General features: G+C 66.3%; 25 protein-coding genes. 13 read left to right on the forward strand and 12 right to left on the reverse strand.

The annotated features are described in order from the left end of the window. Nucleotides 1-5: 5 nt before the first annotated feature. Together M2650_RS04545 and M2650_RS04550 are read right to left on the reverse strand one after the other, a co-directional pair. Nucleotides 6-1,010 (reverse strand): N-acetylornithine carbamoyltransferase, encoded by a 1,005-nt coding sequence (locus M2650_RS04545; protein ID WP_249471775.1) that lies wholly within the window; start codon nucleotides 1,008-1,010, stop codon nucleotides 6-8. A 265-nt stretch (nucleotides 1,011-1,275) separates the two neighbouring features. Then, the gene (locus M2650_RS04550; RefSeq protein ID WP_425602529.1) at nucleotides 1,276-1,734 is read right to left on the reverse strand and encodes a hypothetical protein; all 459 of its coding nucleotides are present in this window, start codon (nucleotides 1,732-1,734) and stop codon (nucleotides 1,276-1,278) included. A 112-nt stretch (nucleotides 1,735-1,846) separates the two neighbouring features. Here M2650_RS04550 and cysS point away from each other — a divergent pair, with 112 nt between their 5' ends. The 4 genes from cysS to M2650_RS04570 all read left to right on the forward strand — a co-directional run bounded on the left by cysS (nucleotide 1,847) and on the right by M2650_RS04570 (nucleotide 5,775). After that, nucleotides 1,847-3,214, forward strand: coding sequence for a cysteine--tRNA ligase (gene cysS / locus M2650_RS04555; protein WP_249471778.1), 1,368 nt, complete (start codon nucleotides 1,847-1,849; stop codon nucleotides 3,212-3,214). Nucleotides 3,215-3,401: 187 nt separating this feature from the next. Beyond that, the gene (locus M2650_RS04560; protein WP_249471781.1) at nucleotides 3,402-3,839 is read left to right on the forward strand and encodes a SufE family protein; all 438 of its coding nucleotides are present in this window, start codon (nucleotides 3,402-3,404) and stop codon (nucleotides 3,837-3,839) included. Next, a complete protein-coding gene (locus tag M2650_RS04565; RefSeq protein ID WP_249471783.1) occupies nucleotides 3,836-5,083 on the forward strand; it encodes an MFS transporter in 1,248 nt (415 codons plus the stop codon). The genes M2650_RS04560 and M2650_RS04565 overlap by 4 nt, the downstream gene beginning before the upstream one ends. 50 nt (nucleotides 5,084-5,133) lie before the next feature. Next, nucleotides 5,134-5,775, forward strand: coding sequence for a CDGSH iron-sulfur domain-containing protein (locus M2650_RS04570; protein ID WP_249471787.1), 642 nt, complete (start codon nucleotides 5,134-5,136; stop codon nucleotides 5,773-5,775). 161 nt (nucleotides 5,776-5,936) lie between these two features. On the opposite strand, the gene dksA is transcribed toward M2650_RS04570, so the two are convergent. Next, nucleotides 5,937-6,899: an RNA polymerase-binding protein DksA gene (gene dksA / locus M2650_RS04575; protein WP_249471790.1), complete on the reverse strand. Its 963-nt coding sequence runs from the start codon at nucleotides 6,897-6,899 to the stop codon at nucleotides 5,937-5,939. 109 nt (nucleotides 6,900-7,008) lie between these two features. On the opposite strand from dksA, the gene yidD reads away from it, so the two are divergent. From yidD to M2650_RS04590, 3 genes are all read left to right on the forward strand, one after another. Continuing rightward, entirely contained in the window at nucleotides 7,009-7,227 is a 219-nt protein-coding gene (gene yidD, locus M2650_RS04580) for a membrane protein insertion efficiency factor YidD (RefSeq protein WP_249471793.1), read from the forward strand. A 20-nt stretch (nucleotides 7,228-7,247) separates the two neighbouring features. Continuing rightward, nucleotides 7,248-8,594 (forward strand): dihydroorotase, encoded by a 1,347-nt coding sequence (locus M2650_RS04585; RefSeq protein ID WP_249471795.1) that lies wholly within the window; start codon nucleotides 7,248-7,250, stop codon nucleotides 8,592-8,594. Between the two features lie 61 nt (nucleotides 8,595-8,655). Beyond that, nucleotides 8,656-9,552: a M23 family metallopeptidase gene (locus M2650_RS04590; protein WP_425602500.1), complete on the forward strand. Its 897-nt coding sequence runs from the start codon at nucleotides 8,656-8,658 to the stop codon at nucleotides 9,550-9,552. Between the two features lie 161 nt (nucleotides 9,553-9,713). Here the strand turns inward: M2650_RS04590 and folE2 are convergent, their stop codons facing one another. The 6 genes from folE2 to efp form a co-directional block, all read right to left on the reverse strand. Next, a complete protein-coding gene (folE2, locus tag M2650_RS04595) occupies nucleotides 9,714-10,646 on the reverse strand; it encodes a GTP cyclohydrolase FolE2 (RefSeq protein WP_249471799.1) in 933 nt (310 codons plus the stop codon). Nucleotides 10,647-10,721: 75 nt separating this feature from the next. Further along, nucleotides 10,722-11,360 carry a phytoene/squalene synthase family protein gene (locus tag M2650_RS04600; protein WP_249471801.1) on the reverse strand — a complete coding sequence of 213 codons (639 nt, stop codon included), beginning with the start codon at nucleotides 11,358-11,360 and terminating at the stop codon, nucleotides 10,722-10,724. Then, nucleotides 11,357-12,031, reverse strand: coding sequence for a phosphoglycolate phosphatase (gene gph, locus M2650_RS04605; RefSeq protein ID WP_249471804.1), 675 nt, complete (start codon nucleotides 12,029-12,031; stop codon nucleotides 11,357-11,359). Before gph ends, M2650_RS04600 begins: the two co-directional genes overlap by 4 nt. A gap of 211 nt (nucleotides 12,032-12,242) precedes the next feature. Next, on the reverse strand, nucleotides 12,243-12,971 hold the full coding sequence (gene ubiG / locus M2650_RS04610; protein WP_249471807.1) for a bifunctional 2-polyprenyl-6-hydroxyphenol methylase/3-demethylubiquinol 3-O-methyltransferase UbiG: 729 nt from the start codon (nucleotides 12,969-12,971) through the stop codon (nucleotides 12,243-12,245). Nucleotides 12,972-13,126: 155 nt separating this feature from the next. Further along, nucleotides 13,127-14,467, reverse strand: a complete 1,341-nt coding sequence (locus M2650_RS04615; protein ID WP_249471810.1) for a TRZ/ATZ family hydrolase — start codon at nucleotides 14,465-14,467, stop codon at nucleotides 13,127-13,129. Between the two features lie 136 nt (nucleotides 14,468-14,603). Continuing rightward, nucleotides 14,604-15,170 carry an elongation factor P gene (gene efp, locus M2650_RS04620; protein ID WP_249471817.1) on the reverse strand — a complete coding sequence of 189 codons (567 nt, stop codon included), beginning with the start codon at nucleotides 15,168-15,170 and terminating at the stop codon, nucleotides 14,604-14,606. A 114-nt stretch (nucleotides 15,171-15,284) separates the two neighbouring features. On the opposite strand from efp, the gene epmB reads away from it, so the two are divergent. Continuing rightward, entirely contained in the window at nucleotides 15,285-16,289 is a 1,005-nt protein-coding gene (epmB, locus tag M2650_RS04625; RefSeq protein WP_249471819.1) for an EF-P beta-lysylation protein EpmB, read from the forward strand. 87 nt (nucleotides 16,290-16,376) lie between these two features. Continuing rightward, nucleotides 16,377-18,455, forward strand: coding sequence for an EAL domain-containing response regulator (locus M2650_RS04630; RefSeq protein WP_249471821.1), 2,079 nt, complete (start codon nucleotides 16,377-16,379; stop codon nucleotides 18,453-18,455). Nucleotides 18,456-18,604: 149 nt separating this feature from the next. On the opposite strand, the gene htpX is transcribed toward M2650_RS04630, so the two are convergent. Continuing rightward, nucleotides 18,605-19,501, reverse strand: a complete 897-nt coding sequence (htpX, locus tag M2650_RS04635) for a protease HtpX (RefSeq protein ID WP_249471823.1) — start codon at nucleotides 19,499-19,501, stop codon at nucleotides 18,605-18,607. Nucleotides 19,502-19,594: 93 nt separating this feature from the next. Here htpX and gluQRS point away from each other — a divergent pair, with 93 nt between their 5' ends. The 4 genes from gluQRS to phbB (M2650_RS04655) all read left to right on the forward strand — a co-directional run bounded on the left by gluQRS (nucleotide 19,595) and on the right by phbB (M2650_RS04655) (nucleotide 22,863). Continuing rightward, complete coding sequence (gene gluQRS, locus M2650_RS04640; protein ID WP_249471826.1) at nucleotides 19,595-20,506, forward strand: tRNA glutamyl-Q(34) synthetase GluQRS; 912 nt, start codon at nucleotides 19,595-19,597, stop codon at nucleotides 20,504-20,506. 42 nt (nucleotides 20,507-20,548) lie between these two features. Next, nucleotides 20,549-21,289 (forward strand): beta-ketoacyl-ACP reductase, encoded by a 741-nt coding sequence (phbB, locus tag M2650_RS04645; protein WP_249471829.1) that lies wholly within the window; start codon nucleotides 20,549-20,551, stop codon nucleotides 21,287-21,289. 118 nt (nucleotides 21,290-21,407) lie between these two features. Then, nucleotides 21,408-21,890 (forward strand): polyhydroxyalkanoate synthesis repressor PhaR, encoded by a 483-nt coding sequence (gene phaR, locus M2650_RS04650; RefSeq protein WP_345779835.1) that lies wholly within the window; start codon nucleotides 21,408-21,410, stop codon nucleotides 21,888-21,890. A 232-nt stretch (nucleotides 21,891-22,122) separates the two neighbouring features. Continuing rightward, nucleotides 22,123-22,863 (forward strand): acetoacetyl-CoA reductase, encoded by a 741-nt coding sequence (phbB, locus tag M2650_RS04655; protein ID WP_249471831.1) that lies wholly within the window; start codon nucleotides 22,123-22,125, stop codon nucleotides 22,861-22,863. A 68-nt stretch (nucleotides 22,864-22,931) separates the two neighbouring features. Here phbB (M2650_RS04655) and M2650_RS04660 read toward each other — a convergent pair whose 3' ends face one another. Both M2650_RS04660 and M2650_RS04665 read right to left on the reverse strand, forming a co-directional pair. Next, the gene (locus M2650_RS04660) at nucleotides 22,932-23,402 is read right to left on the reverse strand and encodes a nuclear transport factor 2 family protein (protein WP_249471833.1); all 471 of its coding nucleotides are present in this window, start codon (nucleotides 23,400-23,402) and stop codon (nucleotides 22,932-22,934) included. A 19-nt stretch (nucleotides 23,403-23,421) separates the two neighbouring features. Next, nucleotides 23,422-24,309, reverse strand: coding sequence for a M48 family metallopeptidase (locus M2650_RS04665; protein WP_249471835.1), 888 nt, complete (start codon nucleotides 24,307-24,309; stop codon nucleotides 23,422-23,424). Nucleotides 24,310-24,364: the final 55 nt, after the last annotated feature.

Raw genomic sequence — 24,364 nt, forward strand, 5'->3', positions numbered from 1 at the left:
TGGGGTTATTGCGAGGCGAGCGCGGCCATGATGGCCTTCTGCACATGCAGGCGGTTCTCGGCCTCGTCGATGGCGATGCAGTTGGGCGAGTCCATCACCGCATCGGTGGCCTTGACATTGCGGCGCAACGGCAGGCAGTGCGAGAACACGCCGTTGTTGGTCAAGGCCATCTTGCGTTCGTCGACGATGAAATGCTTGAAGCCGTCGCGGATGGGTTTTTCCGGTTCCCAGTTGCCGAAATAAGGCAGCGCGCCCCAACTTTTGGCGTAAACGATGTCGGCGCCGGCGTAGGCGCTGTCGATGTCGTGGCTGACCTGCAACGATCCGCCGCTTTCGGCGACGTTCTGCTGCGCCCAGCCCATGTAGCGCTCGTCGAGCACGTATTCCGGCGTCGGGCACAGCAGGGTCACGTCCATGCCCAGGCGCGTGGCGATGGTCAGCGCCGAGTTGGCCACGGCGGTGTTGAGCGCCTTGGGATGGTAGGTCCAAGTCAGCACGTACTTCTTGCCGCGCAGGTCGCTGGTGCCGAAATGCTCCTGCAATGCGAGCGCGTGCGCGAGCTCCTGGCAGGGGTGGGTGATCGTTTCCATGTTGATCACCGGCACCGTGGCGTGCTCGGCGAAGCCGCGCAGTACCTTGTCCTGCCGGTCCAGCGACCAGTCGACGAACTTCGGGAAGGCGCGCACGCCGATCAGGTCGACGTAACGGCTGAGCACCTTGGCCACTTCGGCGATGTGTTCCTCGGTATCGCCGTCCATCACCGTGCCCAGGTCGAATTCGATCGGCCACGCGTCCTTGCCCGGCGCCAACACCACCGCATGGCCGCCGAGCTGGAACGCGCCCAATTCGAAACTGGTGCGCGTGCGCAACGAAGGGTTGAAGAATACCAGCGCGATGCTCTTGCCCTTGAGCTCGTCGCCCAGCTTGTTGCGCTTGAACAACGCGGCCTGCGTCAGTAGCGCGTCGAGCTCGGGGCGGCTCCAGTCCTGGGTGTTCAAGAAATGCTTCATTTCGACGGATCCTGCGGTTTTCTTTGGAGGACCGGGCGGCTGCGCGGCCCGGAAACGAAAAAACCCAGCGCTAAGGCTGGGTTTGTCCTGTGAAACTCGAATGACGACGAGCTCCGGCTACCCAGCGGTATGGCGGGTTTCCGGTCGGCGCGCGCGCGAGGTCATGCCGGAGGCCATCCGGGCAGCGCTCGCGATCAGCGTGGGCAGGTTCGTCTTCATCGGCGCGCATAGTCGCACGCGCCACCGGGCGCCGCAAGCGCGGCTGTCAGGGGCTGCTGCCGCTCACCAGGTACGGCGTCACCGAAACGCGGACCCGCAGGCGGCTGCCGGGATCGCGGGGCAGGCGCGAACGGTATTTGGAGCCCTTGTAGACGTAGTCCACATCGTAGGCGATCGGTCGCTTGAACTCGCGCTCCACCGGCACCAGCCGGCAGTCCTGTTCGGCGGGTTTCTCCGCCTTCCCCGGCGTCAGCGCGTCCTTCACCGTACCGACGATGCGGGTCAGGCCCTTGGCCTCGCCTTCGCAGTGGTGCTCCATGCGCGTAGCGCGCAATGTCTGGTACACCGGCTCGACCCGCAGCACCCGGGCGTAGTCGGTGCGCACGTTCTCGATCTGGATCACGGTGACGTCGCTCGGCGCTTCCTGGGCCGGCACCGTGCCCGGCAGAGCGACGGCCAGGATCAAAAGCGCGGATTGGATCAAGCGATGCGGCACGGCTCGGATGCGTCGACGGGAAGCGTCAGTCTAGGCCCGGATACTACCGCAGGACTGAATCGATGCTGTCGCGATGCGGGCCGGACCGTTAAAATTGAGACTTCGGCCGAAGGCGACCTCGATGAGCCTGCACCTCCACAACACCCTGACCCGCCGCCTGGAAGCCTTCGTGCCGCAGGACCCGACCTGCCCGACGATGTACGTCTGCGGGCCGACGGTCTACAACTACGTGCATATCGGCAATGCGCGCGGCCCGGTGGTGTTCGGCGTGCTGGCGGACCTGCTGCGACGCCGTTTTGGCGGCCTGCGCTATGCGCGCAACATCACCGACGTCGACGACAAGATCAACGCCGCCGCACAGGAACAGGGCGTTCCGATATCGGCGATCACCGACCGCTTCGCCGCGGCTTATCGCGAAGATATGGCCGCACTCGGCGTACGCCCGCCGGATCTCGAGCCGGAGGCGACCGCGCACATCGCCGAAATCATCGCGATGACCGAACGGCTGATCGCCAACGGCAACGCATATGCCGCGGAAGGCCACGTGCTGTTCTCGGTGGCCAGTTACGGCGATTACGGCAAGCTGTCGCGGCGAGATCCGGAAGAAATGCTGGCGGGCGCGCGCGTGGACGTGGCGCCGTACAAGCGCGACCCGGGCGATTTCGTGCTGTGGAAGCCGTCCACGGCCGACCTCCCCGGCTGGGATTCGCCGTGGGGCCGCGGCCGGCCCGGCTGGCACATCGAATGCTCCGCGATGGCGGCCGCGCACTTGGGCGACACCATCGATATCCATGCGGGCGGCATCGACCTGCAGTTCCCCCACCACGAAAACGAAATCGCGCAGAGCGAATGCGCGCATGGTGGCAAGGTCTTCGCGCGTTACTGGCTGCACAACGGCATGCTCAACCTGGCCGGCGCCAAGATGTCCAAGTCGCTGGGCAACATCGAGAAGGTGCACGACCTTGTACGCAAGCATCCTCCGGAAGCGCTGCGGCTCGCGCTGCTCTCGGCGCATTACCGGCAGCCGTTGGATTGGTCGGATTCGTTGATCGAGCAATCGGTGCGCACGCTCGACCGCTTGTACGGCACTTTGCGTGACTTGGCTGATGTCGAAGCCGAGGCCGCGATCCCCAAAAGCGTGGAGGACGCGCTCGACGACGACCTCAACACGCCGCAGGCGCTGGCCGAGATCGCCAGGATCGCCGGCGAAGCGCGCAAAGTAGCCGACGACGCCGACAAGGCCAGGCTGAAATCCGAACTGCTCGGCGCCGGCTTCGCGCTGGGCCTGTTGCAGCAGGATCCTGCCGCGTGGTTCGCGCGTGGCGCTTCGGACGGCGACGATGCGCGCATCCAGGCCTTGATCGACGAACGCGCAGCCGCCAAGAAGAACCGCGATTTCGCGCGCTCGGACGCGATCCGCGACCAGTTGGCTAACGAAGGCATCCTGCTGGAAGACACGCCGCAGGGTGTGCGCTGGAAGCGCGCCTGAGCCTTTGCTCTTCGTAGGAGCGGCTTCAGCCGCGAGCTCTTTCCCTGTGCGATGGACGAAAAAGCTCGCGGCTGAAGCCGCTCCTACGAAAAGCCTTGGCTCCAGCCGACTGGACTTATAATCGCCACATCCAAAGTCGCTGGATTCCCGCCTTCGCTGGAATGACGGCTTCTAGAGCCATCAACACGTGAACGACGCCGTTTTCCCCCTCGAATCCACGCCCGCCGAAGCGCAAAGCGCCATCGCCGAAGAATTCGCCTTCTTCGGCGACTGGTCCGAGCGCTACCAGTACCTGATCGATCTGGGCCGCAAGCTGCCGCCGATGGCGGATGGGCTCAAAACCGAGGAAAACCGGCTGCTCGGCTGCCAATCCATGGTCTGGATCGTGCCGTCGGGCGACGCCTCGCGGCTGGACTTCACCGCGGCCAGCGATTCGGCCATCGTCTCGGGACTGATCTATCTGGCGCTGCGCGTCTACTCCGGTCGTTCCGCCGCGCAGATCCTGGCCACCGATCCGGACTACATCGCCTCGGTCGGCCTGGCCAAGCATCTGTCGCCGACCCGCAGCAACGGTCTGGCGGCGCTGCTCGCCTTCATCCGCGAAACGGCGCAACGCGCTTCGTGAGCGCGGCGGCCGGAGAAACCGCCGCGCTGTTGCGCAACCGGGGTTTTACCGGCCTGCTGTTCTACCGTCTGCTGGCGATGCTGTCCTACCAGATCGTCGCGGTCACGGTCGGCTGGCAGATCTACCAGATCACCCGCGATGCGCTGTCGCTGGGCCTGATCGGCCTGACCGAAGTCGTCCCCTACTTCTGTTTCGCATTGTTCGCCGGTTATGCGGTCGACCATTTGCCGCGGCGCAAGCTGGGCATGTTCGCCTGCCTGGGCCTGTTGTTGACGACGCTGACGCTGGCGGGCGTGGCCAGCGGTACGCTGCCGTCGTTCGGCACGCTCACCATCTATGCGGCGATCGCGGTCAACGGCGTGGTGCGCGCGTTTCTCGGGCCGGTCTACACGGCGCTGTTTGCGCGAGTGCTCAAGCGCGAACAGTTCGCGCGCGGCGCCGGCGTCGGCAGCGTGGTGATGCAGACCGGGTTGGTGGCCGGCCCGGCGCTCGGCGGCGGGTTGATCGCCTGGCAAGGGCTGACCTTCACGTACCTCGTCTCGGCCGCCTTCGCCGCTGCGGCGGCCGTGGCCATCATCGGCCTGCGCGTCACCGAGCCCGCCCTGCCCGCCGAACGCGCACCGGTGTTCAAGAGCATCGGCGAAGGGCTGCGTTTCGTGTTCAACCAGCAGATCGTGCTCGGCGCGCAGGCGCTGGACATGTTTTCGGTGCTGTTCGGCGGCGCGGTGGCGCTGTTGCCGGCCTTTATCCACGACGTACTGCAGGCGGGCCCGGAAGCGCTGGGCATTCTGCGGGCCGCACCCGCGGCCGGCGCGATATTGGTCGGACTGTGGCTGGCGCGCCATCCCCCGCAGCGCGGCGCCGGCAAGTTGCTGCTGTTCGCGGTGGCCGGGTTCGGCCTTTGCATCATCGGCTTCGCGCTATCGAGACATTTGTGGCTGTCGGTGCTGATGCTGCTGATGTCCGGCATGTGCGACGGCGTATCGGTGGTGCTGCGTTCGACCATCCTGCAACTGGCCACGCCGGATCACTTGCGCGGACGCGTGTCGTCGATCAACGGCATCTTCATCGGCTCGTCGAACGAGCTGGGCGCGTTCGAGTCGGGCGTGGCGGCGCGGTTGCTGGGCCTGGTGCCGTCGGTGATCTTCGGCGGATGCATGACGCTGGGCGTGGTGGCCGCGACGGCGAAGCTGGCGCCCAAACTTCGCCGATTGAACCTGCGCGACCTGTACGGCCAGCCGTGACCGCCCTGTCGGCGTAAACTTCCGGCAAGCCCCACTCGCCGAGGTACGCCATGGGCACCGAAACCGTTCGCGGCGCGAAAGTCGTCATCGAGTTCGAGGGCAAGCGCTGCATCCATTCGCGCCATTGCGTGCTGACCCATCCGGACGTGTTCGTGCCGAACGTGGAAGGCGAATGGATCCATCCCGATGCGGTATCGCCGGAAGAAGTCGCGCTGGTGGCGCGTCTGTGTCCGTCGGGCGCGATCCAGTACCGGCGACTGGACGGCGGCGAGCCGGAACCGGCGCCGGTGGTGAATACGGTGCGCGTCCGCGAGCACGGCCCGCTGGCTTTCAATGCGCCGCTGCGCATCGCCGGCAGGGACGACGGCATGCGTGCGACGCTATGCCGCTGTGGTTTGTCCAAGAACAAGCCGTTTTGCGACAACAGCCATATCGAAGGCGGTTTCCGCGCGACCGGCGAGCCGGAGCCGAAGGCCTCCGAACCGTTGGCATCGCGCAACGGGCCGCTCAGCGTCGAACCGCGGAAGAACGGCCCGCTGAAAGTCACCGGCAATCTGGAGGTGGTCAGCGGTACCGGGCATACGCTCGATCGCGTGACCGAGACTTGGTTCTGCCGTTGCGGGCATTCCAAGCACAAGCCCTTCTGCGACGGCTCGCATCGCAAGGTGGGGTTTCAGGCCGATGGCGCCTGAAGCGGTGTTCTGCTCTTCGTAGGAGCGGCTTCAGCCGCGAGCTTTCCGGGCGAAAAGCAGTATCAAGAGCTCGCGGCTGAAGCCGCTCCTACGAAGAGCACAGACGATGGACACAAAAAAGCCCCGCAGTGCGGGGCTTTTTTGCGCAGCTCAACCAAGGATCAATCCCCCATCTGCTTCTGCAGATGTTCCCAACGTTCCTGCGCGTCGATCGTGCGCTCGGCGGTGAGGCGCGCTTCCAGGCGCTCCAGGCCGATTTCCTCGCCGGTGTCCACGCAATAGCCGTAATCGCCGCCCTCCAGGCGCTTGAGCGTGCTGTCGATCTTGCCGATCAGCTTGCGGTAGCGGTCGCGGGTGCGCAGTTCCAGCGAATTTTCGGTTTCGCGGGTAGCGCGCTCGGCTTCGTCGCCGACGTCGCGCACTTCGTCTTTCAGGTTCTCGATGGTCTGCTTGGATTCCTCGACCAGGTCCGCGCGCCAATCGAGCAGGCGCTGGCGGAAATACTCGAGCTGCAGCGCGCTCATGTATTCCTCGTCCGGAGCGGGACGATAGCCTTGCGGCAGAATTGGACGGCCGGTGGCCTCATCGGTCTTGTAGGGCACCACTTTCACCTTGCCGCGCGGCGCCGGGGCCTGAGGCTTGGCGACGACGGCAACCGCGACCTTGCCCACCGGACGAGCGGCGGCGGGCCGCGCGACGGGCTTGGCGGGTTCCGGCGTCGGCGCCGGCTTGGCGGCCGGCTTCTTGGCGGCGACCGGCTTGGGCGCGGCGGCCACGGCTTCGGGCTTGGCGACCGGTACGGGCTTCGCGACCGGCTTGGCCTCGGGCTTCTTGGCCGGCGCCGGCTTGCTGGCCACGGTCTTGGCCGGCGCAGCCTTCTTGGCGACCGGCTTGGGCGCGGTTTTCTTCGCAGCGACCGCCTTCTTGGCCACGGGCTTCTTGGCGGCGACGGCCTTCTTGGGCGCCGGTTTCTTGGCGACGGGCTTTTTCGCAGCCTTCTTCACGGGCGCCTTCTTGGCGGCCGGCTTGGAGGCGGGCTTTTTGGCGATCGGCTTCTTGCTTGCCGGCTTGCTGGTCTTCTTGGCGGCCTTGGCGGGCTTCTTAGCGGGTTTCTTTACTGCCACGAGCTGATGTTCCTCTTCCCTTGAGGCGGGAAAGCGCGCTGTTATAGCCTACTGTGCCTACAGCGGCAACCGCGCATGCCTGCGCGCCGCCACACCATGTTCAGGTATCTTGGTCGACCGTTTCCTCATCGCCTGTCTGCGCGTCTATAAACGCTGGTTGAGCCCCCTGCTCGGCCCGCGCTGCCGATTCGTGCCGACCTGTTCGGAATACGCCATGGAGGCCATCGGCCGCTTCGGCGCGATCAAAGGCGGCTGGCTGGCGCTGCGCCGGATCGGCCGCTGCCATCCGCTGCACCCCGGCGGGCACGATCCGGTGCCGCCGGCCTGAACCTTACGGAAAATACCTGCATGCCCTCGACCCTGATCGTCAACGCCCGCCTGGTCAACGAAGACCGCGAATTCGAGGGCGACTTGCGCATCGAAAAAGGCCGTATCGCGCAAATCGGCAAAGGCCTGGCGGCGCATCCGGGCGATGCGGTCGTCGATGCCGCCGGCCGCAGGCTCTTGCCCGGCATGATCGACGACCAAGTGCATTTCCGCGAGCCGGGCCTGGAATACAAGGCCGATATCGCCACCGAATCGGCCGCGGCGGTCGCCGGCGGGCTGACCAGCTTCATGGACATGCCCAACACCAATCCGCCGACGCTGGACGCCGCCGCGCTGGAAGACAAATACCGCCGCGCCGCGGGCCGCGCCTGGGGCAACCACGGCTTCTACATGGGCGCCAGCAACGACAACCTGGAGGCCATCCGCACGCTCGACCCGCTCACCGCGCCGGGCGTGAAAGTGTTCATGGGCGCCTCGACCGGCAACATGCTGGTCGACGATCCGGCCACGCTGGACGGCATCTTCCGCGAAACGCCTACGCCGATCATCACCCATTGCGAAGACACGCCGATGATCGACGCCGAACTCGCCCGCTACAAGGCGAAATACGGCGACGACATTCCGGCGCAATGCCATCCGGATATCCGCAGCCGCGAGGCCTGCATGAAGTCGACCGAACTGGCGATTTCGCTGGCGAAAAAGCACGGCACGCGGCTGCATGTGCTGCACATTTCCACCGCCGACGAGTTGGCGCTATTCGAACGCGGTCCGCTGGTCCGCGCCGACGGCTCGCGCAAGCGGATCACCGCCGAGACCTGCGTGCATTTCCTGCGCTTCGACCGCGCCGATTACGCGCGGCTGGGCCATCTGATCAAGTGCAATCCGGCGATCAAGGACGCCGGCGACCGCGAGGCGCTGGTGCGCGCGCTGGCCGAGGACGTGATCGACGTGCTCGCTACCGACCACGCGCCGCACACGCTGGAAGAAAAAGCGCGCCCCTATACCTCCGCGCCCAGCGGCCTGCCGCTGGTGCAGTACGCGCTGAACGCCGCGCTAGAATGCGTTTACGAAGGCGATCTGACCACGGCGCAAGTGGTGCGCAAGTTCGCGCATGCGCCGGCGCAGCTGTTCGACGTGAAGGAGCGCGGCTTCCTGCGCGAAGGCTACTGGGCCGACCTGGTGCTGGTGGACGACACGCCGTTCACCGTCGAACGCGAGGACGTGCTGTCCAAGTGCGGCTGGTCGCCGTTCGAAGGCACCACGTTCCATACCCGGATCGCATCGACCTGGGTCAACGGACAGTTGGCCTGGGACGGGCGCATGCTGGTCGGCTTGCCGGCCGGCAAGCGGCTGGAGTTCGATCGTTGAACCCAGGTTTTCGTAGGCGCGAATTCATTCGCACGCTTTGCGTAGGTTTAAAAGCGTGCGAATGAATCCGCACCTACTTCTCTGCACGCGGCTTGCGACGGTTACGCTCTTCGTAGGAGCGGCTTCAGCCGCGAGCTCTTGTCCCCAGACCGTGGAGAAAAAGCTCGCGGCTGAAGCCGCTCCTACGAAGAGCCAAGCCGACGCGCGCATCGTATTTCCGGCATCGATGCCGCAAGGCTCGCTAGTGATCGGCAAGGTGCCGGCCGGCAGCGAGGTGCGATACGCGGGCCGAAAGTTGCGGCCCACGCCCTACGGCAGCGTCGTGTTCGGCATCGGCCGCGACGAGAAAGGCCCGGTTTCGGTCGATGTGCTGCGCGCGGACGGCAGCCGCGAGCGCGCGATCATCGTTGTGACGCCGCGCGATTGGCCGATCGAGAACATCCAGGGCGTTCCGCCGGCCACCGTGAATCCGCCGCCGGCCATCGCGGCGCGGATCGAACGCGAACAGGCGCTGGTGGTCGCCGCACGCCAGCGCGACGACGACCGCGCCGACTTCGCGCAGGCTTTCGTCTGGCCGCTGCAAGGCCGCATCAGCGGCCGCTTCGGCAACCAGCGCATCTACAACGGCACGCCGAAATCGCCGCATTCGGGCATGGACATCGCCGCGCCGACAGGCACGCCGGTGAGGGCCCCGGCGGCGGGCATCGTCACTTTCGCGGCGCCCGATCTTTATCTGACCGGCGGGACGCTGCTGATCGACCATGGCCATGGCGTCAGCAGCAATTTCCTGCATCTGTCGCGGATCGACGTGAAAGTCGGCGACCGGGTCGAACAAGGCCAAGCGGTGGCTGCGGTAGGCGCCACGGGACGCGTCACCGGGCCGCATTTGCATTGGGGCATGAACTGGTTCGACGTGCGGATCGATCCGCTGCTGGTGCTGGAGCGGGCGAACCCGTAGCAATCGATTGCTGTAAAGCGAATTTGCCGGAGCTCGTCATCCCGGCGAAAGCCGGGATCCAGGACGTCGAGGGTTGTGAGTCGCATCGCAGCTCTTAGCAACGTCGGCCTGGATCCCGGCTTTCGCCGGGATGACGGGCTTTTTGAGTTCGCGCCGACCTTCTAAGAACGCGTACCCGCGCCAGAAACCCGCGCCACCGCATCGTGCGCATGCAGGCTTTCGAAATGCGACACGGTCACATCGTAACGCTCCACGCGCGGGTCGTCGGCGAGCGCTGCGGCTACGCGGCGCGCGGCGTCCTCGCAGAACATGAGGTTCTCGGCATTCAGCTTGGCGAACGCCTGCTCGTCCTCGCGCTTGACCGCGGTTTGCACGGGCGTCGCCACCGCATTCTCGACCGCGTCGATCAACGCCGTGAACGGCAGTTCGTCGAAAGCCGTACGCAGTTCGACCTTCACCTGCGCGCGGCTGCGCTGCGCATGCGGCGTCGCGGCCAGGCCGCGCTCGGAGGCCAGCCACTCGCCCACCACGCCCGCGGACAACGGACGCGCGTTGGCGAAATCCTCGGCGAAGCGCTCGGCATTCAACTGCCGCGACAGCGCCGCGGACGCGGGACAGGTGCTCGAGTAATCGGCGGAAAATGCCACCGCCAATTTCAGATGGCCGTCGCGCAGGACCGCGTCGATCTCCACCGGATAGTTCTTCCAGCCGGCGTTGTCGCTGGCCAGCGCGCGGCGCTTGAGCAGATGATCGTAGCGGATCGTCAGCCTTGCCGCCGTCGACAGCCCGCGCTGCGATTCCACCATGTCCTGCAACACGCGGCGCAGGCCGGCGGGGGTCAGGGCTTCGCCGGCGAACGCATCCTGCAGACGCAGATACAGCCGCGACATGTGGATGCCGCGCGCGCCGGCGTCGTGCAGGTTCACGGCGGCATCGATCGAAGCGGCGACCTGCACCGTATCGCCGTCGGCGCCATGCACGCGCAGCGGCAGGGCGATACGGTCCATGCCGACCCAGTCCAGCGGACGGGCCAGCGCGACGGCATCGTCGGCGACGTCGGGAAGACGCGAGGGGTTCACGGAGGGAGAGGACACGGCGGTTCCAGCGTGGGGGTCTAGCCGAACAATGCGGCCATTGTACCGGCCCGCAAGCCGACGCCTGCGCAACGCTCAGTGCCGCGCGGCGCGCCAGGCGGTCCACAAGGCGCGCCACGGCGGCCTGGGGCCTTGTTTCAGCCGCGAACGGGCCAGCGCGGCGAAGATGCGGCGAGCCCGCGGACCGCTGCGGGCGGGCCATTGCGTGTCCAAGGCGGACGCTTCCGCGGCGTTCGCGAGCCAGTGGGGATGGGTCGCAAGCAAGCTAGCCGCGATCCCGGCGGCCCCGTCCGGATCGTGCGGCGCGGCCAGCAAAACCTGCTCCACCGATGCCGCAGCCTCGGCGAAAGGCCGCAACGCCCCCAGCGCGGACGCGGTGCCCTGCGGCGTGCGCGTCGCGCGCAACGCCGGCAATGCCGATGCGAGGGCCTGCCACGGCACCTGAAGCCGTTGCAGCAAGGCGCCCAGCGGATGGCGGCGGCGTCCGTGCGACCAGCCTTGCAGCTCTTCCTGCCACCACGCCAGTTTGGCGATGCCCGGCGTCGGATCCTCGCCTGCCCAAGCCGCATCGGTCAGTTCCTGCAGCAGCGCGAACCAGGCCACGACGGCTTCGCGTTGCCCGGCGGCAACGAATACCTCGGCCACCGCCCATTCCGGCCAGCGCGCGCGCCATTTGGCGAGGAAGCTTGCAGCGGCGGCGGTGGCTTCGTTCACGTTTTGCGCGGCCATGCGCGCGGAGCGAGCAGATCGCGCGGCGATGCGATCATCGCATCGCCGCCCCAGCGCTCGGGCACGTCTTCGGGCAGGCGATAGCCCCACAACGCGACCACCGACGGCATGCCTGCGGCGCGCGCGGCGACGATGTCGCGCTCGTCGTCGCCGACGTAGACGCAGTCTTCCGCCGCGACGTAGAGCGCCTGCGCCGCATGCAGCAGCGGCAACGGGTGCGGCTTGCGCTGCGGCAGCGTGTCGCCGCCGATCAGGATCGCGCAGCGCGTCTGCCACCCCAACAACGGCAGCAGCTGCTTGGCGAGGTATTCGGGCTTGTTGGTGACGACGCCCCAGCGCCCGCCGTCGGCCTCGATCGCGCCGAGCAGCGCTTCGATGCCGTCGAACACAGGGCCGTGCTTGGCCAATTCGGTTTCGTATCGCGCCAGGAATTGCGCGACCATAGCTTCGCGTTGCACGTCCTCCACCTGCGGAAAGGCCGCGGCGAGCATGGCGCGGGCGCCCTTCGACACATGCGGTCGCAGGTTCTCCAGCGCCATGCCCGGCTCGCCGCGTTCCGCGCGCAGCGCGTTGACGGTGGCGAGCATGTCCGGGGCGCTGTCGAGCAGCGTGCCGTCCAAATCGAACAGCACCAATCGTGGGAAGTTCGAAGTCACGCGCTGTTCCTCCCCCTTTGAAAAAGAGGGATTGAGAGTGGCGAAAGCAGCCGCTTGCAGGCCGAAGGCTTGCGGCTGATTGAACGCCTCCGCTCGAGCGAAGGCCGGGAGTCGCGAAGCGATTTGCCTTTGATGTTGCCTTTATCAAGCAAGATCAAGAGCAAATCCCCCCTGCCCCCCTTTTTCAAAGGGGGGAACAGCGGATGCGCGTTCATTCGGCGCGCTCCGGCTTGCGTGCGCAGGCCAGATAGTTGATGTCCGTACGCGAGATCACGCGCGCGGCGTTGCGCCACGGCTCGTACATCAGGCCGCTGACGTCTTCCAGTTCCAGTCCGGCCGCGCGCAGCCAGGCCGCCAGCTCGGACGGCTTGATGAAATCGCGGTATTGGTGCGTGCCCTTGGGCAGCACGCCGGCGATGTACTCGGCGCCGACGATGGCCAGCGCAAACGCGGCCGGCGTGCGGTTCAGCGTGGATATGAACAGGCGGCCGCCGGGCTTGAGCAGCGTGGCGCAAGCGGCCAGCACCGAGTCCGGATCGGGCACGTGTTCGAGCATTTCCATACAAGTGATCGCGTCGTAGCGGCCGGGCTGCTGGGCGGCGAGCGCTTCGACGCTGCTCAGCCGATAGTCGACTTCGACTTTGGATTCCAGGCGATGCAGTTTCGCGATCTTGATCAGCTCGGGCGCCAGATCGATCGCGGTGACGGCCGCGCCCTCGCCCGCCAGCGCCTCGCTGAGCAGGCCGCCGCCGCAGCCGACGTCGAGCACCGCAGCGCCGCGCAGCGGCGCGCGTTCGGCGACATAGCCCAGGCGCGCCGGATTGAGCGCATGCAGCGCCTTCTGCGGGCCTTGCGGGTCCCACCAGCGGTTGGCCAGGGCGCCGAATTTGTCGAGTTCGGCCTGGCTGAAGTTGTCGTTGTTGGTGCCAGCGTTGTTCATGCGAAACCTTTCAGTCCGTCATCCCAGCGAAAGCTGGGCCCCATTTTGCAGTTGATGTCGGTTTTAACGATGTGAGGCTCGAAAAAAAGCAAAATCAAAATGGGTCCCAGCTTTCGCTGGGATGACGGGACCGGGGTTTGGTGCAAACAGAAAATTCAACGCCCAACCGCCGCGATCCGCTCGCGCCACTGCTTCACATTGGCGATGATCCTCGGCACATCCATGTCGACCAATTCGCGCGCGCGCAATTTCGGCTTGCCGGCGATCCACACATCGCTGACCTGGTGCCGCCCGGTCGCGTAGATCAGCTGCGATACCACATGATGCAGCGGTTGCGTCTCCAGCGCCGACAGGTCGACGCAGGCCAGATCGGCCTGCTTGCCCGGCTCGATCGAGCCGATCAGATGGTCGAAGCCCATCGCCTTGGCGCCGCCGAGCGTGGCCGCACGCAGGGCGCTGAAGGCGTCGAAACCGGCCGCATCGTCGGCCACGGCTTTGGCCAGGATCGCCGCAGTGCGCGTCTCGCCGAACATGTCCAGGTCGTTGTTGCTGGCCGCGCCGTCGGTGCCGATCGCCAGGTTCACGCCTGCGCGTTCGAGCGCGCACGCCGGGCAGAAACCCGAAGCGAGCTTGAGATTGGATTCCGGACAATGCACCACCGACACGCCGCGCTCGGCGCACAGCGCGATCTCGGCCGGGGTCAGCTGGGTCATGTGCACGGCGATCAGGCGGTCGTTGACCAGGCCCAGCCGGTCCATCCGCGCGAACGGGCGCTGGCCGTGCTTCTGCTGCGACTGCGCCACTTCCTGCGCGGTCTCGTGCAGGTGCAGGTGCACCGGCACGTCGAGCTGGTCGGCGAGCATGCGGATGCGTTCGAAGTTCCCGTCCGACACGGTATACGGCGCATGCGGCGCGAATGCGGTGGCGATCAGTGCATCGCCGCGCCATTGGTCGTGGACTTCGCCGGCGCGGTCGAAATATTCGTCATCGGAAGCGGCCCACGCGGTGGGGAAATCGATCACGGGCAGACCGACCCGCGCGCGGAAGCCGTGGCGCTTGTAGGTCGCGGCCTGAACGTCCGGGAAGAAGTAATTTTCGTTGACGCAAGTGGTACCGCCGCGCAGCATTTCGGCGATCGCCAGGGTCACGCCGTCGGCGACGAAATCCGGGCCCATCACCGCGCCTTCCACCGGCCAGATGTGCTCCTGCAGCCAGACCTTGAGCGGCAGGTCGTCGGCGATGCCGCGCAGCAGCGTCATCGGGTTGTGGGCGTGGGCATTGACCAGGCCCGGGATCAGCGCTGCGTCGGGGCGCGAGACGGCTTCTTTTGCTTCGAACCGCAAGCGCGCTTCGTTCGTCGGCAGGATCGCGACGATGACGCCGTCTTTCACTGCGACCGCGTGATTCTCCAGGACGACGCCATGCGGCTCGACGGGGACGACGAAGCCGGCTTCGATCAGCAGGTCGCAAGATTGGCGCGCTTGGGTTGGATTCATTCGTTTGCTTCTAGCCGTCATGCCCGCGAAGGCGGGAAGCCAGTGACTTTCGCACCAGAACGTGACGACGCGACCTAGTGAATCCGCGCGCCCTCACCCAACCCTCTCCCGCAGGCGGGAGAGGGCTAAAGCAACCTCATTTCACGCGCGAAACGTACTCGCCGCTGCGCGTATCGACCTTGATGGTCTCGTCTTGCCCCACGAACAGCGGCACGCGCACCACCGCGCCGGTCTCCAGCGTGGCCGGCTTGCCGCCGCCGCCGGAAGTGTCGCCGCGCACGCCGGGGTCGGTCTCGACGATCTTCAGTTCGACGAAATTCGGCGGCTGCACCGCGATCGGGGTGCCGTTCCACAGCGTCACCACACAGGCTTCCTCGCCCTTGAGCCATTTGGCCGCGTCGCCGACGCCGGTCTTGTCGGCCTGCACCTGCTCGAAGGTTTCCTGCTGCATGAAGTGCCAGTACTCGCCGTCGGCATACAGGAACTGCATGTCGGTATCGACCACGTCCGCCGCTTCCACCGAATCGGTGGCCTTCATCGTCATCTCGACCACGCGGCCGGACTTGATGAAGCGGTATTTGATGCGGGTGAAGGCCTGGCCCTTGCCCGGCTTGACGTATTCGGTCTCGGTGATGATGCAAGGCTCGTTGTTGACCAGGATCTTCTGCCCGGTCTTGACGTCGTTCATGCCATAGCTGGCCATCTGGAACTCCTGCGGATAAAGGGGAATCCGCAGCGGCCGGCGGCCGCGGCGGATAGAATGGAGGCTGGCCCTGGCCGCATATCGGCGGCTTGCGGCGATGATTCCAAGGTGCAAATGATACCCGCAGCCCCCCTGCCCCTGCAGCCGCCCCGCTGGCAGCAGCTCTGGCGCGACGCCGTGCGCGATCCGCGTGAGCTGCTATCGCTGCTGGGCCTGGACCCGTTCGCGGACCGGATTTCCGATGAAGCCGCCGCGCAATTCCCGCTGCGCGTGCCGCGCGGCTTCGTGGCCCGCATGCGCCGCGGCGACCCGCACGACCCGTTGTTGCGGCAAGTACTTCCGATCGTCGACGAGGACCGGATCGTGCCCGGCTTCGGCCTGGACGCGGTCGGCGACGGCGCCGCGCGCGCCGCCGAGGGCGTGATCCGCAAATACCGCGGCCGCGCCCTGCTGATCGCCACCGGCAGCTGCGCGGTGCATTGCCGCTACTGTTTTCGCCGCCATTTCCCGTACGCCGACGAAACCGCCGCCCGCGACGGCTGGCAGCCGGCGCTGGCCGCGATCCGCGCCGACGATGGCATCGATGAGGTCATCCTGTCCGGCGGGGACCCGCTGTCGCTGGCTACCCCCAAGCTCGAAGAACTGACCCGCGACTTGGCCCGGATCGGCCATCTGCGCCGGCTCAGGATCCACACCCGTCTCCCGGTGGTCCTGCCCGAGCGCGTCGACGAGGCTCTGACCGCCTGGCTGGGCGCGCTGCCCTGGCAGGTGGCGGTCGTGGTCCATGCCAATCACGCCAACGAATTCGATGCCTCGGTCGACGCAGCCATGAGGCGGTTGCGCGATGCGGGCGCCGCCCTGCTCAACCAGGCCGTGCTGCTGCGCGGCGTCAACGACTCGCCCGAGGCCCTCGCCGCGCTGAGCGAGCGTGGCTATGTGGCGGGGGTGCTGCCTTACTACCTGCATCAATTGGACAGGGTGGCCGGCGCCGCGCATTTCGAGGTCGAAGACGGCCGAGCCCGCGCATTGCATGCCGCCCTGGTCGCCGCCCTGCCCGGCTATCTGGTGCCCAAACTGGTGCGGGAAGTGGCCGGCGACAACGCCAAGCGTGCGCTGTGACCGCTTCTTTTTCCCACTGCATCAATGTATTGCGGCGAGGGTTTGATGTATTTTGACCGCAGGCGCGACCGGGTGGGGGGCTGAGGGATGCAGATTGGCAGGGAAACGACCGTGCGTCTGCTGGTGGTGGACGACAGCGTCGAAGACGCCGAGGCCATCGTCAGCGGACTGCGCAACGGCGGCCTCGCCGTGCGCCCGTCGCGGCCGGAGAATGCCGAACAGCTGACCGCCATGATCGGCTCGCAACCGCTGGATCTGGTGCTGGCGGCCAAATCGGCGACCCAGGTCAGCGCGGCCGAAGCCATGGCCGTCATCGACGCCAGCGGCAAGGACCTGCCGCTGATCCTGGTGCTGGACAAGGTGGACGAGCAGATCGTGCTGGAAGCGATCGCGCTGGGCGCGCGCAAGATCGCGCTGCGCGGGCAGATCGACCAGATCCGGCATGTGGTGCGCAGCGAATTCATCGACCTCGAAGCGCGCCGCGGCCTGCGCCGCCTGGAAGCGCAGGTGCGCGAAACCGAACGCCGCTGCGATGCGCTGATCGCGTCCTCGCGCGAGCCTATCGCCTACGTGCACGAAGGCATGCACATCCGCGCCAACGACGCTTATCTGGAGATGTTCGGCTTCGAGTCGTTCGAGGACATCGAAGGCATGTCCCTGCTCGACCTGGTCGCCCCGCCCCACGTCGAGAACTTCAAGCAGTTGCTGAAAGCGCTGAGCAGGGGCGAAGCGCCGCCGCCGCGCTACGAGCTGGAAGCGCGTGGCATCGACGGCAACACCTTCCCCGCGCTGATGGAATTCACCGCGGCCACTTACGAAGACGAACCCTGCCAGCAGATCGTGTTCCGCCGGCAGGAAACCGACCCGGCGCTGGCGCGCGAAGTCGAAGAACTGCGCCGCCGCGACCAGGTCACCGGCCTGCTCAACCGGCAGACCTTCCTGCATGCGCTGGAAACCGCGGTCGCCGATGCGGCGCAAAACGGCGCCAACCACGGCCTGCTGCTGATCGAACCGGACCACCACCAGCAATTGCTGCAGGAAATCGGCCTGGACGCCGGCGACGCGCTGGCCGCCGCGCTGGCGCAGCGCCTGCAGCCGCTGATCGGCGAGAACGACGAAGCCGCGCGTTTCGGCGAACACAATTTCGCGGTGCTGTCGCGCGGCAGCGATCACGCCCACACGGCCCGGCTGGCGGAGAATATCCGCGCCGGGCTGGCCAAAGCGGTAGTCGAAGTCGGCGCGCGCTCGCTGAGCATGACCGCCAGCATCGGCGGCGTGCAGATCAGCGAACGCATCGCCAGCATGCCGCAGGTGCTGGCGCGCGCAAGCCAGGGTTTGCAGTCCTCGCTCGGCGTGGGCGGCAACCGCGTCGAGATCTTCGACCCGGGCGCGGTGGACCGGGCCGAGGAAGAGCGCATCGACGCCTGGCTGAAGCGCATCCGCGACGCCATCGCCGACGACGGTTTCCTGCTGCATTACCAGCCGGTGATCAGCCTGCAGGGCGAACCGGGCGCGATGTACGAGGCCTACCTGCGCCTGGATGGCGGCGACGGCGAGCTGGTGTTCCCGCAGACCTTCCTGCCGATCGCCGAAGAGCACGGCCTGATCGCCGACATCGACCGCTGGGTGGTGGCCAAGGCCATCCGCGTGATCGGCGAGCGCGCGGCGGCCGGCAAACCGGTGCAGTTGCTGATCAAGATCACCCAGGCGTCGCTGGACGGCGACGGCCTGCTGAAACTGATCGCGGAAAAGCTGATCGCGCACAAGGCCTCGGGCCAGAGCCTGATCCTGCAATTGCCGGAGTCGAAGGTGTTCACCCACCTCAAGGCCGCGCAGGAATTCCTCCAGGCCGCCAACCGGCTGGGCGTGCGCGTCGGGCTGGAGCAATTCGGTTCGGGGCTGAATTCGATGCAGTTGCTGTCGCATTTCAAGCCGACGTTCCTGAAGATCGACCGCGCTTTCATGCTCGACCTGGCCAAGAGCCCCGAACAGCAGACGCGCATCCGCGAGATCGCCGCCGCTGCGCAGGAGCGCGGCATCCGCAGCATCGCCGAGTTCGTGCAGGACGCGGCCAGCATGACCTTCCTGTTCTCCGGCGGCGTGGACTACGTGCAGGGCCACTTCCTGGCGATGGCCGGGCCGGAGATGAACTACGAGTTCGAGTGAACCCCCTACCCCGCTTTTCGTAGGAGCGGCTTTAGCCGCGAGCTCTTTTTTACAAGGCGATCGCGACGGGAAAAACTCGCGGCTAAAGCCGCTCTTACGAAGAGCAGAGCGCGACAAAGCCCGCCTTTCGGCGGGCTTTGCCTTTCTGCCTACGCGGCCAATCCGGCGCGCAGTGCCTCTTCCGGCGCGTTGCGCAATGCCGCGATGCGCTCTTCCAGCGGCGGATGGCTCAGCAACAGCTTGCGCAGGCCGTGCCCGATCGCGCCGCTGATGCCGAACGCCGCCACCTGCTTGGGCAGCGTATTGGCGCCATGGTTCAGCGACAGCTTCTCCAGCGCGGCGATCATCTTGCCGCGGCCGGCCAGCGCGGCACCGCCGGCGTCGGCGCGGAACTCGCGATGGCGCGAGAACCACATCGCGATCATGCTCGCGAACAGGCCGAAGATCATGTCGAGCACGAACACCGTGACGAAATAGCCGATGCCGCCGCCGCTGTCGCGTCCGCCGCTCAAGTAGCCGTCGATCGCGCGGCCGACCACGCGCGCCAGCACGATGACGAAGGTGTTCAGCACGCCCTGCAGCAACGCCATCGTCACCATGTCGCCGTTGGCGACGTGGCTGACTTCGTGGCCGAGAACCGCTTCGGCTTCGTCGCGGTCCAGCGCGCGCAGCAGACCGGTCGACACCGCGACCAGGGCGTTGTTGCGGTTGGCGCCGGTGGCGAAGGCGTTGATTTCGGGCGCGTCGTAGATAGCCACTTCCGGCATGCCGATGCCGGCGGCCTGGGCTTGGCGGCGCACCGTTTCCACCAGCCAGCGCTCCGCCTCGTTGCGCGGCTGCTCGATCACGTGCGCGCCGGTGGCGCGCTTGGCGACGAACTTGGACATCAGCAGCGAGATCAGCGAGCCGCCGAAACCGAACAGCGCCGCCATCAGCAGCAGGCCGATGCCGGTGGCCGGATCGATGCCGAAGATCGACATGACGACGCTGAGCAGCGCCAGCACCGCGAGGTTGGTAGCCAGGAACAATGCGATACGTTTGAACATCGTGATTTCCGAAATGCGCGTTGGGGGCCGCGCATGGATCGAAATTGTGGTTGAAGCCGGTTAAATTCAAGCCGTCGAACGTCGGAACCGTCCGTGCAGCCAGACGCGCAAACCTACCGGGGCCGCTTCGCGCCCTCGCCCACCGGACCGCTGCATTTCGGCTCGCTGCTGGCCGCTTTCGGCAGTTGGCTGGCCGCGCGCCACGCCGGCGGCGAATGGCTGATCCGCATCGAAGACCTCGACCCGCCGCGCGAAGCGCCCGGCGCGGCTGAACGGCAGATGCATACCCTGCAGGCGTTCGGCCTGGCGTCCGATGCGCCGGCGCTCAAGCAAAGCGAACGCGGCGCGCACTACCAGGCCGCGCTGGATCGGTTGCTCGCCAGCGGTGCGGCCTTCGTCTGCCATTGCAGCCGCAGCGATCTGGCCGACGAAGGCGGCGTACACCGCGCCTGCGTCGCCGCTTCGCCCCGCCCCGATCCCGCGATCCGCTTCCGCGTGCCGGCCGGGACGCGGGTGTCGTTCGAAGACAGCTTGCAGGGCCGTTTCGATCAGGACGTGGCCGCCGACGTCGGCGACTTCGTGCTGCGCCGGACGGACGGGCTGTGGGCCTACCAACTGGCGGTGGTCGTCGACGACGCCGCGCAAGGCATCACCGATGTGGTGCGCGGCGCCGACCTGCTCGACTCGACGCCCCGCCAGATCCTGCTGCAACGGGCATTGGATTTGCCGACGCCGCGCTACGCGCACCTGCCGCTGGTGGTGGACGCCGGCGGCCGCAAGCTGTCCAAATCGCTGGCCGCTTTGCCGGTGGACCCGGCCGATCCACTGCCGGCCATGCATGCGGTGTGGCGGGCGCTGGGACAGGCGCCGCTCACGGCAGGCACCGGATCGGTCGCCGCCATGCTCGAGGCCATGCATCGGAGCTTCGACCCCGCCCGCCTGCCGCACACGCCGCGGCTCGCTCTCGCCGCGCTGCACAACGACCGCGACACGAAGCCTGACTAGAATCGGGACGAGCCGCGCACCGACGGCAATATGGAGAAAAGCATGACCCCCCGCATCGCACTGGTCACCGGCGGCACCGGCGGCATCGGCACGGCCATCGTCAAGCGACTGGCGGATCTGGGGCACAAGGTGGCGACCAACTATCGCAACGAGGAAAAGGCCCGCGCCTGGCAGCAGCAACTCAAGGATCAGGGTTACGACATCACCCTGGCCAAGGGCGACGTATCCTCGCCGGAAGAGGCCGAGGCCCTGGTGCGCGAAGTGGAAAGCAAGCTCGGCCCGGTCGACATCCTGGTCAACAACGCCGGCATCACCCGCGACACCACCTTCCACAAGATGACGCCGCAACAGTGGAACGAGGTGATCAACACCAACCTCAACTCGGTCTACAACATGACCCGGCCGGTGATCGAAGGCATGCGCGACCGCAAATGGGGCCGGGTGATCCAGATCAGCTCGATCAACGGCCAGAAGGGCCAGTACGGCCAGGCCAACTACGCCGCGGCCAAGGCCGGCATGCATGGCTTCACTATTTCGCTGGCGCAGGAAAACGCCCGCTTCGGCATCACCGTCAACACCGTTTCGCCGGGCTACATCGGCACCGACATGGTGATGGCGGTGCCCGAGGAAGTGCGCAACAAGATCGTGGCGCAGATCCCCACCGGCCGCCTCGGCAGCCCCGAAGAAATCGCCTACGCCGTGGCCTTCTTCATCCCCGACGAGGCCAGCTGGATCACTGGCGCCAACCTGTCCGCCAATGGCGGGCAGTACATGGGCTGGTAGCGGCCCGGCTGCCCGGTTCCCGCTTGGGACCGGGCTCTGAAATCCATACGCCCCATTCAGGTTGCAAGGCCTGCTGCACTGCGCCATGCTCGGCCCCCAGCTTCGTCCGGAACCGCGCATGGCTGCCAACCGCATCATCAAGAAATACCCCAACCGCCGCCTTTACGACACCGAGATCTCCAGCTACATCACGATCGAGGACGTGCGCCAGCTGATCGTGGACGGTGAGGAATTCGAAGTCCGCGACGCCAAGACCGGCGAGGACCTGACCCGCCAAGTGCTGCTGCAGATCATCGCCGAGCACGAACAGGACGGCGAACCGATGCTGTCCACGCAATTGCTGAGCCAACTGATCCGTTTCTACGGCGATTCTCTGCAAGGCTTCATGGGCAGCTACCTGGAACGCTCGATGCAGATGTTCCTGGAGCAGCAGAACCAGTTCCGCCAGCAGATGGGCAGCATGCTCGGGCAGACGCCGTGGGCGATGATGAACCAGCTGACCGAGCGCAACCTGGAACTGTGGAAGGAATTCCAGCAGAGCATGGTCGGCGGCATCGCCCGGCCGGCCGATAAGGACGCGGCCAAAACGCGGGCGAAGTGATCCCCGCTCCGATTTCAGAATCCGCGCGCCGCGCGGATTTTCCTTTTCGCCTTGCAGAGCCGAATTCGCTCCGCTGTTGTTCTTCGTAGGAGCGGCTTCAGCCGCGAGCTTTTCGACCAAGCGCCATGCGGCAGAAAAAGAACTCGCGGCTGAAGCCGCTCCTACGAACAGCGAGCAGCGGAGCAAGTCCCGCTCTACCAGCGACGCCAACATCGATAGGGGAACAAGACACATGAACAAACGCGTGGCCGTAGTGAGCGGCGGCATCGGCGGTTTGGGCACAGAAATCTGCAAGTCGCTCGCCGACGCGGGCCGTACCGTGATCGCGGCGGATTTGGGCACGCGCCCCGAGCGCGTCGAAGAATTCCTGCGCGAAGTGGAAGGCCGCGACGTGCGCTTCGAAGCGCTCGACGTCGCCGACTTCCAGGCCTGCGGCGCGCTGGTCGAGAAGGTGAAGGCCGAGCACGGCTCGCTGGACATCCTGATCAACGCCGCCGGCATCACCCGCGACACCACGCTGCGCAAGATGGATCGCGTGCAGTGGGATGCGGTGCTCAACGTCAACCTGGACGGCGTTTTCAACCTGTGCCGCCACGCCGTGGACGGCATGGCCGAGCGCGGTTTCGGCCGCGTGGTCAACATCAGCTCGGTCAACGGCCAGACCGGCCAGTTCGGCCAGACCAACTACTCCGCCGCCAAGGCCGGCATGCACGGCTTCACCATGGCGCTGGCGCGGGAGGTGGCACGCAAGGGCGTGACGGTGAACTCGGTGTCGCCCGGCTACTGCGAAACCGCGCTGGTGATGGCGATGCCGGAGGATATCCGCAGCGGCATCGTCGACAAGGTGCCGGTGGGGCGTCTCGGCCGGCCGGACGAAATCGCTCGCACGGTGACCTTCCTCACCGCCGACGACGCCGGGTTCATCACTGGTGCGAATATTCCCGTCAATGGCGGGTTATTCATGAGTTTCTGAGAGTACTTGCTCGCCTTTGGCTTTTAGCCGTCATTCCCGCGAAGGCGGGAATGACGGCTTAAGGGCATTCAAAAGCCGTTGTGCCGGGTGAATTCTTCCCACGGCACTTCCGACTTGTACTGATACTCACGCCAGTTGCTGATCTTTCCGCCGCGCAATTTCACGATCACGATGCCGTGATAGCGCGAATTCCCGTGAAAGGTGTATTCGCCGAAACCGATCCGCTCCTGCGCATCGAAAGCCAGGTGATGCCAGACCATCCGCGTCGGCGGCGCCGGCTTCACGCCGCGGAAGAATTCGTACAGCGCTTCGCGGCCGCGATAAACCTGGCGATCGGGTGGCTCGGTATAGAGCGCGTCCTCGGTGTAGCAGTCGGCGGCCTTGCGCGCGTCGCCTTCGTTCCAGCCGGCCGCCACGGTATTCATCAGCGACTCGAATTGCTGGGTCGTGACCGCGTCGGCGGGCGTAGCGGCCGAAACAGCGGACCACGTCCACAACGCGAACGAGCAGATCAGGACGGGAACGGCGAATCCGCGCATGCGAACGGCTCCACGCGGGTCATTTGGCCTGTTCGCAATACTTCGCCCGGTATTCCATCGCCTTGGGCATCAATGCCTGCAGATTGGCGATGCGGGTGCCGGGGTTGGGATGCGTCGAGGCGAACTCCGGCGGCGCCTGTCCGCCGCTGGCCGCGCTCATGCGCTCCCACAGCGGAATCGCCTCCTGCGGATTGAAGCAGGCTGCGGCGGCCAGCATCAGCCCGACTTCATCGGCCTGCGTTTCGTGCGCCCGCGCATACGGCAGCATCATCCCGTAGCCATAGGCCGACATCACCATCTGCTGGGTCTGCGCATCCATGCCGCTGACCGCGCCGGCGACCTGGCCCAGTTGCGCCAACCGCTGCTGCGCCATGCGCTGCGCACCGTGGCGCAGCAAGGCATGCGCGATCTCGTGGCCCATCACCGCCGCCATCGCGTCGGCGTTCTGCGCCACCGGCACCAAACCGGTGTAGACCGCCATTTTGCCACCGGGCAGGCAGAACGCGTTGGCCTGGTCGGACTGGATCACGTTCACTTCCCACTCGAACGTGCGCGAAAAATGTTGCGGTTGCTGGCCGTGCTCAGCCGCGAGCGCGGTTTCGACCACATCGACCTTGGCCACGAGCCGCTGCGCGATTTCGCGGATTTGTTTGGCGACCGCGGAATTGGGATCGACGGGCCGCTCCTGCTGGAGGATCTCCTGGTAGGCCTGCAAGCCGAGCTGTTTCTCGTCCTCCGCGGACAGGCTGCGGTCGATGACCACTTTTTCGCCGGTCATCGGATCGGTGGTGCGGTTGGAGAACCAGTAGTAAGCCGCGTATCCGGCGAACAGCAGCAATATCCACCAACGGATGCCGCCGCGACGTTGGCCGCCCCGAGCGCTGTTGCCGTATGGATCGATCCGCATGGCCTTCTCCTGTCTTCGATGCGGACGATCCGACTACCGCCCACGCATCCTTCGC

Origin of the sequence: Luteimonas galliterrae (assembly GCF_023374055.1) — a bacterium.
GTDB lineage: Bacteria > Pseudomonadota > Gammaproteobacteria > Xanthomonadales > Xanthomonadaceae > Luteimonas_C > Luteimonas_C galliterrae.

Coding starts and splice junctions, on each gene's coding strand:
- M2650_RS04665 (WP_249471835.1), bottom strand. CDS start 24,309: ATGCGGATCGATCCATACGGCAACAGCGCTCGGGGCGGCCAACGTCGC.
- M2650_RS04615 (WP_249471810.1), bottom strand. CDS start 14,467: ATGAATCCAACCCAAGCGCGCCAATCTTGCGACCTGCTGATCGAAGCC.
- M2650_RS04585 (WP_249471795.1), top strand. CDS start 7,248: ATGCCCTCGACCCTGATCGTCAACGCCCGCCTGGTCAACGAAGACCGC.
- efp (WP_249471817.1), bottom strand. CDS start 15,170: ATGGCCAGCTATGGCATGAACGACGTCAAGACCGGGCAGAAGATCCTG.
- M2650_RS04660 (WP_249471833.1), bottom strand. CDS start 23,402: ATGCGCGGATTCGCCGTTCCCGTCCTGATCTGCTCGTTCGCGTTGTGG.
- epmB (WP_249471819.1), top strand. CDS start 15,285: ATGATACCCGCAGCCCCCCTGCCCCTGCAGCCGCCCCGCTGGCAGCAG.
- M2650_RS04545 (WP_249471775.1), bottom strand. CDS start 1,010: ATGAAGCATTTCTTGAACACCCAGGACTGGAGCCGCCCCGAGCTCGAC.
- phaR (WP_345779835.1), top strand. CDS start 21,408: ATGGCTGCCAACCGCATCATCAAGAAATACCCCAACCGCCGCCTTTAC.
- M2650_RS04630 (WP_249471821.1), top strand. CDS start 16,377: ATGCAGATTGGCAGGGAAACGACCGTGCGTCTGCTGGTGGTGGACGAC.
- M2650_RS04570 (WP_249471787.1), top strand. CDS start 5,134: ATGGGCACCGAAACCGTTCGCGGCGCGAAAGTCGTCATCGAGTTCGAG.
- cysS (WP_249471778.1), top strand. CDS start 1,847: ATGAGCCTGCACCTCCACAACACCCTGACCCGCCGCCTGGAAGCCTTC.
- M2650_RS04590 (WP_425602500.1), top strand. CDS start 8,656: ATGAATCCGCACCTACTTCTCTGCACGCGGCTTGCGACGGTTACGCTC.
- ubiG (WP_249471807.1), bottom strand. CDS start 12,971: ATGAACAACGCTGGCACCAACAACGACAACTTCAGCCAGGCCGAACTC.
- htpX (WP_249471823.1), bottom strand. CDS start 19,501: ATGTTCAAACGTATCGCATTGTTCCTGGCTACCAACCTCGCGGTGCTG.
- phbB (WP_249471829.1), top strand. CDS start 20,549: ATGACCCCCCGCATCGCACTGGTCACCGGCGGCACCGGCGGCATCGGC.
- phbB (WP_249471831.1), top strand. CDS start 22,123: ATGAACAAACGCGTGGCCGTAGTGAGCGGCGGCATCGGCGGTTTGGGC.